This window comes from Janthinobacterium breve (assembly GCF_051380895.1).
In the GTDB taxonomy this organism is placed as follows: Bacteria; Pseudomonadota; Gammaproteobacteria; order Burkholderiales; family Burkholderiaceae_D; genus Janthinobacterium.
This window is the reverse complement of the sequence record NZ_JBNYXY010000006.1, coordinates 254,724-267,942: the sequence shown is the minus strand read 5'-3', so window position 1 is coordinate 267,942 and position 13,219 is coordinate 254,724. Positions and strand designations below refer to the sequence as shown.

Here is a 13,219-nt window from a genome sequence, read left to right as displayed (position 1 = left end):
TCGGCGCAGGCCTAGTCGATGACGTCGCCGTTGAGATCATGGCGCGTGATGTTGCCGCGCGTATCGATGGCGATCCAGCCGCCGCGTGGCTGTTCTGGCGGCGTCACGTCGCATTCCCAGTCGGGCAGGACATAGCGCAAGGTATTGTCGACTTTATGCAGGGCGGGGCGGTGCGTATGGCCGTGGATCATGACGGTGCTGGCATGTTCGGCAAATACTTGGGCCACGGCATCGGGCGTGACATCCATGATGTCCATGGATTTTTCGCCATTGTGCTCGCGGCTGCTCTGACGCAAACCGTCGATGATGGCCTTGCGCTGTGCCAGCGGCATGGACAGGAACTGTTTTTGCCACGCGGGTTGGCGCACCATGGCGCGAAACTCCATATATTGCACGTCTTTCGTGCATTCGGCGTCGCCATGGAGCAAGACGATGCGCTGGCCGGCAATGGTAGCCGCATGCGGCTCGCTGAGCAGGGTGGCGCCGGCGGCGGCGGCGAAGCCGGAGCCGACAAGAAAGTCACGGTTGCCGGCGATCCAGTACACATGCACTCCAGCATCGCTGACGGCGCGGATGGCAGCCGTCATGCGCGCATTGAACGGGTCTTCCAGGTCATCGTCGCCGGCCCAGTATTCGAACAGGTCGCCTAATAGATACAGTGCTTGCGCGTATTGCGCATGGTGTTCCAGGAAAGAAAGAAACGCCGCGCTGGTGCGCGGGTGCGAGCTCTGCAGATGCAGGTCGGAAATAAAAAGTGCGGCAGGCATTGTCATCGTTCAACGCTCCCAAAAAGTGAAGTGCATGGAGAGGCGAAAACGCTGCAATGCCTGTTATTCATGATGCCTGAGCCGTATTAAGCGGCTTCGACTTTCTCGATGACAACATCGGCCACTGGCACATCGGCAAACATGCCGGTGCGCGAGGTTTTTACGGCGCGGATGGCGTCGACGACTTCCTTGCCTTCCGTGACTTTACCGAACACGGCGTAGCCCCAGCCGTCCTGGCCTGGATAGTCGAGGAAGCTGTTGTTCTTGATGTTGATGAAGAACTGGGCCGATGCCGAGTGCGGGTCCGACGTGCGGGCCATGGCCAGCGTGTAGGTGTCGTTTTTCAGGCCGTTCTTGGCTTCGTTTTCCACGGTGGTGTCGGCAGGCTTCTGTTTCATGCCTGGCTCGAAACCGCCGCCCTGGATCATGAAGCCGTCGATGACGCGGTGGAAAATCGTGTTGTCGTAATGGCCGGCTTGCATGTAGGCCAGGAAATTGGCAACCGTTTTCGGCGCTTTTTCGGCGTCCAGTTCAGCGGTGATCTTGCCCAGATTGGTGGTGATGATGACGGAGGTCATGATGATCCTTAATAAATTAGATGAAGAATGATTCGACGGCCCCCGTGGTTCAGGGCCGCAAAAACGCTATTTTACAGTTTTGCGGGCGCTGATTTGAGTAAAGTCGCCGATTCGATCACCACGGGGGTGACCGGCACGTTCTGGTGCGGTCCCTTGTCGGCAACGGGCACGGCCTTGATCTTGTCGACCACGTCCATGCCGCTGACTACTTTGCCGAACACCGTGTAGCCGAAACCGTCGCGACCAGGGTAGTCGAGCGCGCCGTTATTGCCCACGTTGATGAAAAATTGCGACGTGGCCGAATGCGGGTCGCCCGTGCGTGCCATGGCGATGCTGTAGGTGACGTTCTGCAAGCCGTTTTGCGCCTCGTTCTTGATCGGCGCTTTTGTCGCTTTCTGCTTCATGTTCTTGTCGAAGCCGCCGCCCTGTATCATGAAGCCATCGATGACGCGGTGAAACACGGTGCCCTTGTAATATCCGCTTTTGACATACTGCAAGAAATTGGCCACGCTTTGGGGCGCTTTTTCCTGGTCCAGTTCCAGTACGATCTCGCCCAGGCTGGTTTTCAGGGCCACGTGCGGCGTGGGGTCGAGGGTGGCTGAAGGGGTTGCCGGTGCGGCCGCCACGACGGCGCCGCCCAGAGTGAGGCCGGCAAACAGGGTGCAAAAGCGGGCCAGGAAAGACAGGCGTTTCGATTTGATTTCTTGCATGAAGGTGTCCTTGATCGTTATTTTTCTCTAAACTTGCTTTAATTGTAAAGAAATGAAAATTTGCTTGAACAGCGTAAAAACCTGATTCATATCGGGCCAGTATGGTTTTTATCAATGTTATACTTGACCGCTAACGCCCTAATTCTAACAAACAAGAACAACACTATAGCGGCTCGACCAGTCTTGGCGCACACGGCAGTTCAGTGGCGCGGCACCCCCGGTGTCCGCGCCTGTCTGTCGTTTTGCCAGGCTGGCGGCAGCTCCACTTGCAAAGTACGATGAGCAATCTAAAGATTTACAACACCCTGGCTCGCGAGAAGCAGGTATTCGTCCCGATGGAAGCTGGCAAGGTACGCATGTACGTCTGCGGCATGACCATCTACGATTATTGCCATATCGGCCATGCGCGCATGATGATGGCCTTCGACGTCATCTACCGCTGGCTGAAAGCCTCCGGTTTCGACGTCACCTATGTGCGTAACATTACGGACATCGACGACAAGATCATCCGCCGCGCCGTGGAAAACGGCGAGACGATTTCCCAGTTGACGACGCGTTTCACCCGGTACATGGATGAAGATACGGCCGCGCTGGGTATTTTGACGCCCGACCACACGCCGCGCGCCACCGAGTACGTGCCGCAGATGCTGCGCCTGATCGAGCAGCTGGAAGCGAAGGATCTGGCCTACCAGGGTCTTGACGGCGATGTCAATTACGCCGTGCGCAATTTCCCCCACTACGGCAAGCTGTCGGGCAAGTCGCTCGACGACCTGCGCGCGGGCGAGCGCGTCGACGTGAACACGGGAAAGCGCGATCCGCTCGACTTCGTGCTGTGGAAGTCCTCAAAAGAATCCGAGCCGGAAGAAGTCAAATGGGACTCGAAATGGGGCAAGGGCCGCCCGGGCTGGCATATCGAGTGCTCGGCCATGTCGTGCGCCCTGCTCGGTGAACAGTTCGACATTCACGGCGGCGGCGCGGACCTGCAATTTCCCCACCACGAAAACGAGATCGCCCAATCCGAAGGCGCGTTCGGCCACACCAGCGTGAATTACTGGATACATAACGGTTTCGTGCGCCTGGACAATGAAAAAATGTCCAAGTCGCTCGGTAATTTCTTCACCATCCGCGAAGTGCTGCAAAAGTTCGATGCCGAAGTGATCCGCTTCTTCATCCTGCGCGCGCACTACCGCAGCCCCCTGAATTACTCGGACGTGCACCTGGACGATGCCCGTTTGTCGCTGACGCGTTTGTACACGGCGCTGGCCGACGTGGTGGTGGAAGAGGGCGCCATCGACTGGAGCGAAGCGCATGCCGCCCGCGTGGCCGAGGCGATGGATGATGATTTCAACACGCCGCTGGCCGTGGCCGCCCTGTTCGACCTGGCAACGGAAGTCAACAAGAGCAAGTCTCCCGCCCTGGCGCGTCAATTGAAGGGTCTGGCGGGCGTGTTTGGCTTGCTGGAGCGCACGCCGCAGCAATTCCTGCAAGCGACCGTCGGTGCTGCCGCTGGTGGCGAGGATGAAGCGGCCGGCATCGAAGCGGCCATCGCGGCGCGCAGCGCGGCGAAAAAGGCGCGCGACTTTGCCCAGTCCGACAAGATCCGCGCCGAACTGTTGGCGGCAGGCATCATTCTCGAAGACAAGCCTGACGGCTCGACCAACTGGCGCCGCGCATGATGGCTACGTCCAGGGAAAACGGGGAAGCCCCGGTGGAGGCGCAGGTGATCCAGGTGCCGCACTACTGGGAAGAGGCGAAGATCGAGCTGATGAAGCGCGACCGCATCATGAAAAAGCTCATCCCGCAATTTGGCGACCTGCACCTGGTCGGCCACAGCGACCCGTTTACCACCCTGGCCCGTTCGCTGGTGGGCCAGCAGATTACGCCCAAGGCAGCAGATGCTGCCTGGAAAAAGCTGCTGCTGGCTTGCCCGAAATGCACGCCGACGCAAGTGCTGAAGGCGGGCGCAGAGCAGCTGTCCGCCTGCGGCTTGTCCAAACGCAAGACCGAATACATCCTCGATCTGGCCGACCATTTCAAGGCCAAGCGCGTGCACGCCAGCCAGTGGGATCAGATGGATGACGAAGCGGTCATCGCCGAACTGGTGCAAATCCGCGGCATAGGGCGCTGGACAGCGGAGATGTTTTTGATATTTAATCTGCTACGGCCGAATGTCTTGCCGCTCGATGACCCCGGTTTGATCCAGGGTATCAGCGTCAACTATTTCTCCGGCGAACCTGTTTCCCGCAGCGATGCCCGCGAAGTTTCCGCCAATTGGGAACCGTGGCGCACCGTTGCCACTTGGTATTTGTGGCGCAGTCTCGACCCCGCAACTGCCGCTACCGCACCCGATGCAGTCCCCGGCGCAGCAGCCGGTACGGTAAAATAAACATAGATGACGCCGCGCGCCCTGGCGCCGTGGCCGGTAAAACCTGGAGGTACAATGACTAAAACGACTTTCCTCAATTTTGAACAGCCGATCGCGGAACTCGATTCCAAGATCGAAGAGTTGCGCTTCGTGCAAGACGATTCGGCCGTCGACATCTCGGAAGAGATCGACCGCCTGGCCAAGAAGAGCCAGCAGCTGACCAAAGATATTTACGCCAAGCTGACGCCCTGGCAAGTGGCGCAGATCGCGCGCCACCCGCAGCGCCCCTACACCATGGATTATGTGAATGAAATCTTTACCGATTTCCACGAATTGCATGGCGACCGCAGCTACGCCGACGATCTGTCCGTCGTCGGTGGCCTGGCCCGCTTCAACGGCCAGCCGTGCATGGTCATCGGCCATCAAAAGGGCCGCGACACGAAAGAGCGCGCCCTGCGCAATTTCGGCATGCCGAAGCCGGAAGGCTACCGCAAGGCCATGCGCCTGATGAAAGTGGCTGAAAAGTTCAACTTGCCCATCTTCACCTTCGTCGACACGCCAGGCGCCTTCCCCGGCATCGACGCGGAAGAGCGCGGCCAGTCGGAAGCCATCGGCCACAACCTGTACGTGATGGCCGAACTGAAAGTGCCTTTGATCGCCACCATCATCGGTGAAGGCGGTTCCGGCGGTGCGCTGGCGATTGCCGTGGGCGACGCCGTGCTGATGCTGCAATACTCGACCTATGCCGTGATCTCGCCGGAAGGCTGCGCTTCCATCCTGTGGAAGAGCGCCGAGCGCGCTTCCGACGCGGCTGAAGCGCTGGGCCTCACTGCCCACCGCCTGAAGGCCATGGGCCTGATCGACAAGATCATCAATGAACCGCTGGGCGGCGCCCACCGCGATCCGAAACAGATGGCGACCTTGCTCAAGCGCGCCCTGGCCGACACCTTGCGCCAGTTCCACGGCATGAAAACCAAGGACTTGCTGCAAGCGCGCCATGAAAAACTGCTGAGCTACGGCAAGTTCAAGGAAACCACGCCGAGCGAGTAAGCGTTATTGGCTACGCAGCAAAATGCTGGGGTCTGACCCTAGATTTTTGCCTGCAGTGAATAAGTATTTCCAGGGACAGTCCGCTAAACGACACCATCCGTTTAGCAGCCTGTCCCTCTTTGCATTCCCGGAGTCCACATTGAAAAAGCAACAAACCGCCACCGTGCCCGATATATTTGCCCGCGCGCTGGAGGCCTGTGCGCCGCCGGCCGGCAGCACGGTGGGCATTGCCCTGAGCGGCGGCCTCGATTCTGCGGCCCTGCTGCACCTGGCGCATGCCTGGGCGCAGGAGCAGGGCGTGACCCTGTACGCGTTTCACGTGCACCACGGTCTGAGCCCGAATGCGGATGCCTGGCTGGCCCACTGCGAGCAAACGTGCACCGGCATGGACATTGCCTTTGAAGCACGCAAGGTCACGCTGCAAACGAACGCGAAGACGGGCACGGAAGAGGCGGCCCGCAAGCGCCGCTACGCGGCCCTGGGCCAGTTGTGCGCCATGCACGGCGTGCGCCTGCTGCTGACGGCTCACCACCAGGATGACCAGGCTGAAACTGTGCTGCTGCAATTGCTGCGCGGTTCCGGCACGGCGGGCTTGTCCGGCATGGATGGCGCCAATAGCGCGCCCGAGTTGCTGGGCAATCCGGACCTGGTGATGGCGCGCCCTTTGCTTTCCGTGTCGCGCAGGCAGCTCGAAGCGTATGTGGCGCAACATGCGATCGCGCATATCCACGACGAGTCGAACGACGATCCCCGCTTTGCCCGCAATGCTTTGCGGCACCAGGTGATGCCCGTACTGGCGCAGGCGTTTCCCGGTTTCCAGGAGCGTTTCGCCCGCAGCGCCCAGCATGCGCAGTCGGCGCAGCGCCTGCTGACGGAACTGGCGACGCAGGATCTGGCCGCTTGCCTCGACGGCGACTGCATCGAACTGGCGAAATTGCGCGAGCTGAGCGCGGACCGCTGCTACAACCTGCTGCGCCATTGGTTTGGCACGCGCGGCTTGCGCATGCCGTCGACGGCATGGCTGGCGGAAATGCTGGCGCAATTGCTGGAGGCGCGGCCTGATGCGCAACTGCTGGTGACGCATCCCGAATGCCATGTGCGGCGCCACCGCGACCGTTTATATCTGACGCCGAAGCTCGATGATCTGGCGGGCATGCGCGACAGGAGCGACGCGAATATCCCCGGATTGGAAAAAGCCGGCCAGCAATTTTCCTGGCAGGGAGAAGCCAGCCTGGCGTTTCCCGCGTATGGCGGCGTGCTGCATTTCGACGCGGTGGAAGCGGGTGGCCAGGGCATCGATATTGCCTGGTTGCAAGCTCAAACCTTGACCATTGATTTCCGCCAGGGTGGCGAGCGTCTGAAGCTGGCCTTGAACCGTCCCACCAAGAGCTTGAAATACCATTACCAGGCCTTTGACGTGCCCGCCTGGGAACGCGAACGCCTGCCCCTTGTCTGTGCGGCGCAACAATTGCTGTTCGCGGCGGGGATTGGCCTCGATTGCCATTGCCTGAGTCTGCTGGATCGTCCCCGCGTGGCCTTGCGCTGGGTCTCCTGCTGAGCGTAAGGGCGGCCGCCATGGCCACTCTCGGGGTGGCCGGCAAGCGGCTGCCCATGCGCTCCCGACTGCATGGATTGGTTATTTCCATATGCGCAATCGGTATGAGCTAATGCGCTTTTTAGCTTGTTATTTTGCATTGCGGCATGTAGAGTAAAGCCCTCCTTTTTTATTCTTCTTGAGCGGAAACTTCACTCTTATGGCTTTAATCGTCCACAAATATGGCGGTACGTCGATGGGCTCGACTGACCGTATCAAGAATGTCGCCAAGCGCGTTGCCAAGTGGCACGACGCAGGGCATCAAATCGTGGTGGTGCCATCGGCCATGTCGGGCGAAACCAACCGCCTGATTGGACTGGCCAGGGAAATCATGGATCAACCCGATCCCCGTGAACTTGACATGATCGCCTCGACAGGCGAACAGGTGTCCGTCGGCTTATTGTCGATGGCACTGCTGGCGATCGGCAAACAAGCCGTATCCTATGCTGGCTGGCAAGTCGCGATCAAGACCGATTCCGCCTTTACCAAGGCACGCATCCAGTCGATCGATGACGAAAAAGTCAAACGCGACCTCGATGCAGGCAAGATTGTCATCATTACCGGCTTCCAGGGCGTCGACGAGAACGACAATATCGCGACCCTGGGTCGCGGCGGTTCCGATACCTCGGCCGTGGCCATCGCCGCCGCCATGAAGGCGGCCGAATGCCTGATCTTCACGGACGTCGACGGCGTCTACACGACCGACCCGCGCGTGGTCTCCGAGGCGCGCCGCCTGAAGACCATCACCTTTGAAGAAATGCTGGAACTGGCGTCGCTGGGTTCCAAAGTGCTGCAAACGCGTTCGGTGGAATTTGCCGGCAACTACCGCGTGCCCACGCGCGTGCTGTCGTCGCTGACCGACCCGATGTTGCCGCTGGAAATAGAAGCCAATTCAGGCACCCTGATTTCGTTTGAGGAAGATACAAACATGGAACAAGCAGTCATCTCCGGCATCGCCTTCAACCGCGATGAAGCCAAAATCACCGTGCTCGGCGTGCCCGACCGCCCAGGCGTGGCCTACCACATCCTGGGGCCGGTGGCGGACGCGAATATCGAAGTCGACATGATCATACAGAATCAGTCGGTCGACGGTAAAACGGACTTCACCTTCACCGTCTCGCGCGGCGAATACACGCGCGCGCTGGCCGTGCTGGAATCGAACCGCGAATCGCTGGGCGCGGCCAGCATCACGGGCGACGCGAAAGTGTCGAAACTGTCCGTCGTCGGCGTGGGCATGCGCAGCCATGTTGGCGTGGCATCGCAAATGTTCCGCACCCTGTCGGAAGAGGGCATCAACATCATGATGATCTCCACTTCCGAGATCAAGATCTCCGTGTTGATCGATGAAAAGTACATGGAACTGGCCGTGCGCGCGCTGCATAAAGCGTTCGAGCTGGAAAAAGCTTAAATATCCAAAAATATTGCCCCACGCCCTTGACCAAAGGGGGGGCAATCGATATTATGACGTTCGTTGCTGCAGCGCAGTTAGCTACAGCGACATAGTTGAGTAATCAGCTAGGAGACGTGGCCGAGTGGCCGAAGGCACATCCCTGCTAAGGATGCATACGGCTTATACCTGTATCGTGGGTTCGAATCCCACCGTCTCCGCCAGAATCAAACAAAAAAGCCTCCCCTGCGGGAGGCTTTTTTGTTTGTCTGGACGGAACGGTGGGATTCGAAGGGCTGGGCCGTGCCGGCCCAGCCCTCTCCGAATCGCCCAATCACCGCGCTCCGCGCGGGCCGTTGGCCGCGCAGCGGCCAACGCCGTCCCCTCACCTCAGGCACTAGCGGCCAGCTCCGCCGCCGGCCCCCACCCGCAAGCCAGAAATCCCAAAATACAACAAGTGACTTAGTGTGAGTATTGACTCTTTGTCATTATGGATAATAGCAATGTTACTAATAAAAAAATACGCATGCCCAGCCATGCTTCCATTGCCGAGTCCAATCAAGGAGTTGTCATGTCCTATCGTCTTCCCCGCAGGCACGCGTTGCTGTGCCTGGCTGCCATGCCGTTTGCCTGCAGTGCCGCGTTCGCTGCGGAAACCACGGTCGATCTCAATCTCGACCTCAATCTGAAGTCCGTGCCCAATGTCGAGCTGCGCCTGCTGCAGGAGCCGCCGAAACTGAAGGCGCGCGCCAGGCCCGCCAACCGCGCGGCGAGCAAGCGCGATGAGTACGAGAAGTCGTACGATCTGTACATCCGCTATGCCAACGGCACCATTTACAATCCGACCACGGCAAAGCATGACAAGGTGCGCCTGCGTTCCTACCAGCAGACGAGCGGCCTGGCGCTCGATGGACGCGACGAGAATGCGGCCACCTTCATGGCGCCCACCGTGGTGATGGCGCCGGGGCAGACCGTGCGCTTCAAACTGCACAACCAGTTGCCGGTGCTGCCGGCCGAGCAGTGCGCTACAAAAGATATCAATGCGGCGCGCCCGCCCGGCTGCTTCAACGACACCAATCTGCATTCGCACGGCCTGTGGGTGTCACCTTCGGGCAATAGCGACAACGTGTTGATATCGATCAAGCCTGATGTGGATTTCGAGTATGAATACAATATTCCCATCGACCATCCGGCCGGCACGTTCTGGTATCACCCGCACCAGCATGGCGCGACGGCGATGCAGGTGGCCAGCGGCATGGCCGGTGCGCTGGTGGTCGAGGGCGACCGTTATCCGACGGCCACGGCGAATGGCGATCTCGACGTCGTGCTGAAACACTTCCAGCCCGATGACGGCAGTGGCAGCGCCGGCGAAGTGATGCTGCTGCAACAAATTCCCTATGATTGCCCCAGCAACAGCCTGGTGTCGACGAAGCCGTGCGCCACGGACGGGGTAGGCGTGCTGGAGGATTTCGCTCAGGTCGACGATCCGAATGCCTGGCTGAAGTCGGGCCGCTATACCTCGGTCAACGGCAAGGTGCAGCCGGTGCTGAAGATGAAGACGCAGCGCCTGTATCGCTGGCGCATGATCGATACGGGTTTCCAGGCAACCGTGGTGCTGCGCATCCGCCGCGCGACTGATCCGCAAAAGCTGTTCAAGGCGCTCAGCGTGGCCAACCAGGACAAGGACGTGATGGAGTTATGCGATGGCGAGGACGTCACGCAGTTCGAGGTGGCCAGCGACGGCTTGACGCATGACAGAATCATCCCCAAGACGCTCAATTACCTGCAACCGGGCTACCGCAGCGATATCCTGTTTTCGCTGCCGAAAGCCGGCGCCTATTGCGTGTATGCGGAAACCAACGTCAACAATATGACCACAATGCATGACGTCAACAACACGCGCCTGATCGGCGTCATCGCCGCCAAGACCAACGCCAAGGCATCGGCGCGGGCCAGGGCAGGCGAGTCGCCGCGCGATTTCCTGCTGGCCGAGTTGCGCAATGCCGTCAAGAGCCTGCCCGGCGCCCAGTTGCCAGATAGCGTCAAGAGCACCATCCTTGGCGACCTGGGGGATGGTCTCAAGCTCGGCAAGTTCGTCCCGCATGCCAGCTTCAGCGAGGCGGCAAAGGACGCGATGCGCGACAAGAAGAAGGAGTATGCGACCTTCAACATTGCCAAGGTGGACGGCAAGACCCGTTTCATGGTGGAAGGCAAGCCGGAAGACGCGCCGACCCCCGAGATGAAGTATGTCTATGATCCGCACCGCGTGGACCACACGCTGGTGCTGGGCACCGAGCAGATTTGGGAACTCGCTTCGAAGAATGGCAACCATCCCTTCCATATCCACGTCAACCCCTTCCAGATCATCGGCATCACCCGCACCGACGGCGGCACGGTCGATGCGCAGTACAAGGAGTTGATCGGCACGTGGAAAGACACCTTGCTGGTGATGGAGAACCACAAGATCGAGATTGCCACGCGTTATCAGCGCTACATCGGCGAATACGTGCTGCATTGTCACATCCTCGAGCATGAAGACCAGGGCATGATGCAAAACGTCAAGGTAGTGCTGCCGGATGGCAAGGGCGGTGGCGACGTTGGCGGACACGGCCACTGATCGTTCCTGGCGCAAGCGCGCCTGCCGCGCTTGCGACCCTCACAACCTGTCTCTGGAGCATCTGCCCATGTTATGCATGAAAACCTTGACCTTTTCCCTGCTGGCGGGCTTGGCGTGCGCCGGCGCCCATGCCGGCGCCGACACGGGCGTGCTGGCTGTCGCCCGTTGCAGCCCCGCCTTGCTGGCCCAGGCGGAGCAGGGCGGCGCGCACCTTGTGCGCTACCGCAAGAACATCGATGAGCTGACTCCTGCCGAGCTTGATGCATTCAAGCATGCGGTGGGCGAGATGAAACGCAAGAGCCAGGAAAACGTGTATGACCGGCGCGGCTTCTTGTGGCAAGCCTGGGTGCACAACTGTCCGTCTGTCGATGTGTTCAATGACCGCCAGGCATCGCTGCCTGGCGATGGCTTGAAGTGGTTGTTGAGCGACCCGTCGCGCAACAGTTGCGATGTTGCCTATTTCCTCGACAAGCCGCCGACGGAGGCGAATTCCCATCTGGAATTTCCGGGCGAGTGCGAACACCAGAAAAATACCTTCCTGCAATGGCACCGGGCGCAGCTGTATTTCTATGAGCAAGCCTTGCAGGCCGCCGATCCGAATGGCGAGCGGGGACCGAGCACGCGCAATGTCGCGCTGCCGTACTGGAATTTCACCCGCAAGCCCAGCGGCGTGCGCTATCCGAAAGCCTTCGAGGACGTCGATTCGCCGCTGTATGACTCGACCCGCATCAAGGGCAGCCTCGACAGTTCCATGGCCACCGCCTCGCCGAACTTGCTGGGCTATCAGATCTATTACATGGACTGGAACGATTTTGGCGGCGACGAGTATGGCAGCGGCGGCGGTGGCAACCTGGAAACGCGCATCCACAATCACATGCACGCCTTTTACATGGGCGGCAACATGGGAGACAACATCACGGCAGGCCTGGACCCGCTGTTTTACGCCTTCCATAATTTTCTCGATTACAGTTTTGAAAAATGGCTGGACGAGCATGGCGACAGCGGCATCCGGGGCAGTGGCCGCAGCACCTTCCTGCGCAGCGAACAGGATGCCGGCCTGGCCAGGCCCGTCGGCTGGAGTGCGGGCGATGGCGATCCCCAGCGGACCGATTCGGGCAGCTATACGGCAAACATGGGGCAGGCCGAGATTTACTTCGACACCGTCAAGCAAGGGTATGGCTTCCAGCCCACCTATGGCGGCGAGTTCGTGCGGAAAAAGGACTTGCAAGCACTGATCGACCAGCGTCAGCAAGCCGGTTTCGCCTTTGGCGACAACCAGAAAAGCCTGTTCGCCGCCCTGTTGAGCGATGAGGCCAGCGATGGCACGGTCGCCCGGCCCGATATCGTCCTGAACGGCAGCTATACCATCGCCAGGGCGTCGGTCGCCAGGGACAAACGCGCCAACTTGCACCTGGATCGCGCCCATGCCATGGAAGACTACAGTTTCCAGGCCGATGTGTACATGCACCCTGCGAACGTGGCCGTGCGGCTCGGCGACAAGCAGTTCCGCGACCGTTACCTGATCACCAGTACCAGCCACTGGGCCCTGTCCGGCACGCATGCGCACAAGGCTTACGCCATCGACGTCGATATCACCGGCATCGTCGATAGCCTGGTGCCCAAAAAGCGCGGCCAGACCTGGCACATCACGACGGCCATTACCACCAATGACAAGGGGCGCGGCCTGATCCGGCAAAGCGATTTCTCCAAACCGTCGGTCGCCATCGTCGATCGCCGGCAGCCTCCCCAGCCCAGCTATGAAGGAGTGAAATGATGAGCGCGCCAAAAAGCTTCAAGCGCGATGTGCAAGGCCTGTTTTCCAGGTATGTCGCCGATATGAACAAGGTCAAGCTGAACAACCCCTCGTCCTCGGGCGTGCGCCTGCTGCGCCTGAACGAGTATGAGAGCGTGAAAGATTTTTACTACCAGATCCAGGTGGCCCTGCATGGCTACGACTATGACAGGGCAAGCGGGACGTGGCTGGTGAGCGCCGCGCAGCGCCTGCCGCAACGGGGTGGCAAGGAGGGCGAGTATGTCCAGTCTGCGCCCCATCCCATGCCGCCCGACGGGCGCATGCCGCAGGAAGGCATCGATATTTTCGACCAGTGGGTCCGGGACGGCATGCAGCCGTAAGTTTCGCGTGCCTGGCGG

At 59.9% G+C, this 13,219-nt stretch carries 11 protein-coding genes and 1 tRNA gene; 9 read left to right on the top strand and 3 right to left on the bottom strand.

Features of this window, described 5'->3' with window-relative positions:
• Positions 1-11: 11 nt before the first annotated feature.
• The 3 genes from ACQ4W0_RS13720 to ACQ4W0_RS13710 all read right to left on the bottom strand — a co-directional run bounded on the left by ACQ4W0_RS13720 (position 12) and on the right by ACQ4W0_RS13710 (position 2,055).
• Positions 12-767 (bottom strand): UDP-2,3-diacylglucosamine diphosphatase, encoded by a 756-nt coding sequence (locus ACQ4W0_RS13720; RefSeq protein ID WP_436577221.1) that lies wholly within the window; start codon positions 765-767, stop codon positions 12-14.
• Between the two features lie 86 nt (positions 768-853).
• Entirely contained in the window at positions 854-1,345 is a 492-nt protein-coding gene (locus tag ACQ4W0_RS13715; RefSeq protein WP_436577220.1) for a peptidylprolyl isomerase, read from the bottom strand.
• Between the two features lie 71 nt (positions 1,346-1,416).
• Positions 1,417-2,055: a peptidylprolyl isomerase gene (locus tag ACQ4W0_RS13710; protein ID WP_436577219.1), complete on the bottom strand. Its 639-nt coding sequence runs from the start codon at positions 2,053-2,055 to the stop codon at positions 1,417-1,419.
• Positions 2,056-2,333: 278 nt separating this feature from the next.
• On the opposite strand from ACQ4W0_RS13710, the gene cysS reads away from it, so the two are divergent.
• The 9 genes from cysS to ACQ4W0_RS13665 all read left to right on the top strand — a co-directional run bounded on the left by cysS (position 2,334) and on the right by ACQ4W0_RS13665 (position 13,201).
• A complete protein-coding gene (gene cysS, locus ACQ4W0_RS13705) occupies positions 2,334-3,731 on the top strand; it encodes a cysteine--tRNA ligase (protein WP_436577218.1) in 1,398 nt (465 codons plus the stop codon).
• On the top strand, positions 3,728-4,441 hold the full coding sequence (locus ACQ4W0_RS13700) for a DNA-3-methyladenine glycosylase family protein (RefSeq protein WP_436577217.1): 714 nt from the start codon (positions 3,728-3,730) through the stop codon (positions 4,439-4,441). Before cysS ends, ACQ4W0_RS13700 begins: the two co-directional genes overlap by 4 nt.
• Positions 4,442-4,495: 54 nt before the next feature.
• Complete coding sequence (locus tag ACQ4W0_RS13695) at positions 4,496-5,470, top strand: acetyl-CoA carboxylase carboxyltransferase subunit alpha (protein ID WP_436577216.1); 975 nt, start codon at positions 4,496-4,498, stop codon at positions 5,468-5,470.
• A gap of 139 nt (positions 5,471-5,609) precedes the next feature.
• Positions 5,610-7,028 carry a tRNA lysidine(34) synthetase TilS gene (gene tilS / locus ACQ4W0_RS13690; RefSeq protein WP_436577215.1) on the top strand — a complete coding sequence of 473 codons (1,419 nt, stop codon included), beginning with the start codon at positions 5,610-5,612 and terminating at the stop codon, positions 7,026-7,028.
• Positions 7,029-7,224: 196 nt separating this feature from the next.
• Positions 7,225-8,472, top strand: coding sequence for an aspartate kinase (locus ACQ4W0_RS13685; RefSeq protein ID WP_436577214.1), 1,248 nt, complete (start codon positions 7,225-7,227; stop codon positions 8,470-8,472).
• A gap of 110 nt (positions 8,473-8,582) precedes the next feature.
• Positions 8,583-8,675, top strand: a tRNA-Ser gene (locus tag ACQ4W0_RS13680).
• A gap of 347 nt (positions 8,676-9,022) precedes the next feature.
• A complete protein-coding gene (locus tag ACQ4W0_RS13675; protein WP_436577213.1) occupies positions 9,023-11,068 on the top strand; it encodes a multicopper oxidase family protein in 2,046 nt (681 codons plus the stop codon).
• Positions 11,069-11,135: 67 nt separating this feature from the next.
• A complete protein-coding gene (locus ACQ4W0_RS13670; protein ID WP_436577212.1) occupies positions 11,136-12,842 on the top strand; it encodes a tyrosinase family protein in 1,707 nt (568 codons plus the stop codon).
• The gene (locus ACQ4W0_RS13665) at positions 12,839-13,201 is read left to right on the top strand and encodes a hypothetical protein (RefSeq protein WP_436577211.1); all 363 of its coding nucleotides are present in this window, start codon (positions 12,839-12,841) and stop codon (positions 13,199-13,201) included. The genes ACQ4W0_RS13670 and ACQ4W0_RS13665 overlap by 4 nt, the downstream gene beginning before the upstream one ends.
• The last annotated feature ends 18 nt before the right edge of the window (positions 13,202-13,219 follow it).

Excerpts from the sequence above, each read along its gene's own strand:
- ACQ4W0_RS13720 (WP_436577221.1), bottom strand. The coding sequence starts at position 767 with ATGCCTGCCGCACTTTTTATTTCCGACCTGCATCTGCAGAGCTCGCAC.
- ACQ4W0_RS13715 (WP_436577220.1), bottom strand. The coding sequence starts at position 1,345 with ATGACCTCCGTCATCATCACCACCAATCTGGGCAAGATCACCGCTGAA.
- ACQ4W0_RS13710 (WP_436577219.1), bottom strand. The coding sequence starts at position 2,055 with ATGCAAGAAATCAAATCGAAACGCCTGTCTTTCCTGGCCCGCTTTTGC.
- cysS (WP_436577218.1), top strand. The coding sequence starts at position 2,334 with ATGAGCAATCTAAAGATTTACAACACCCTGGCTCGCGAGAAGCAGGTA.
- ACQ4W0_RS13700 (WP_436577217.1), top strand. The coding sequence starts at position 3,728 with ATGATGGCTACGTCCAGGGAAAACGGGGAAGCCCCGGTGGAGGCGCAG.
- ACQ4W0_RS13695 (WP_436577216.1), top strand. The coding sequence starts at position 4,496 with ATGACTAAAACGACTTTCCTCAATTTTGAACAGCCGATCGCGGAACTC.
- ACQ4W0_RS13685 (WP_436577214.1), top strand. The coding sequence starts at position 7,225 with ATGGCTTTAATCGTCCACAAATATGGCGGTACGTCGATGGGCTCGACT.
- ACQ4W0_RS13675 (WP_436577213.1), top strand. The coding sequence starts at position 9,023 with ATGTCCTATCGTCTTCCCCGCAGGCACGCGTTGCTGTGCCTGGCTGCC.
- ACQ4W0_RS13670 (WP_436577212.1), top strand. The coding sequence starts at position 11,136 with ATGTTATGCATGAAAACCTTGACCTTTTCCCTGCTGGCGGGCTTGGCG.
- ACQ4W0_RS13665 (WP_436577211.1), top strand. The coding sequence starts at position 12,839 with ATGATGAGCGCGCCAAAAAGCTTCAAGCGCGATGTGCAAGGCCTGTTT.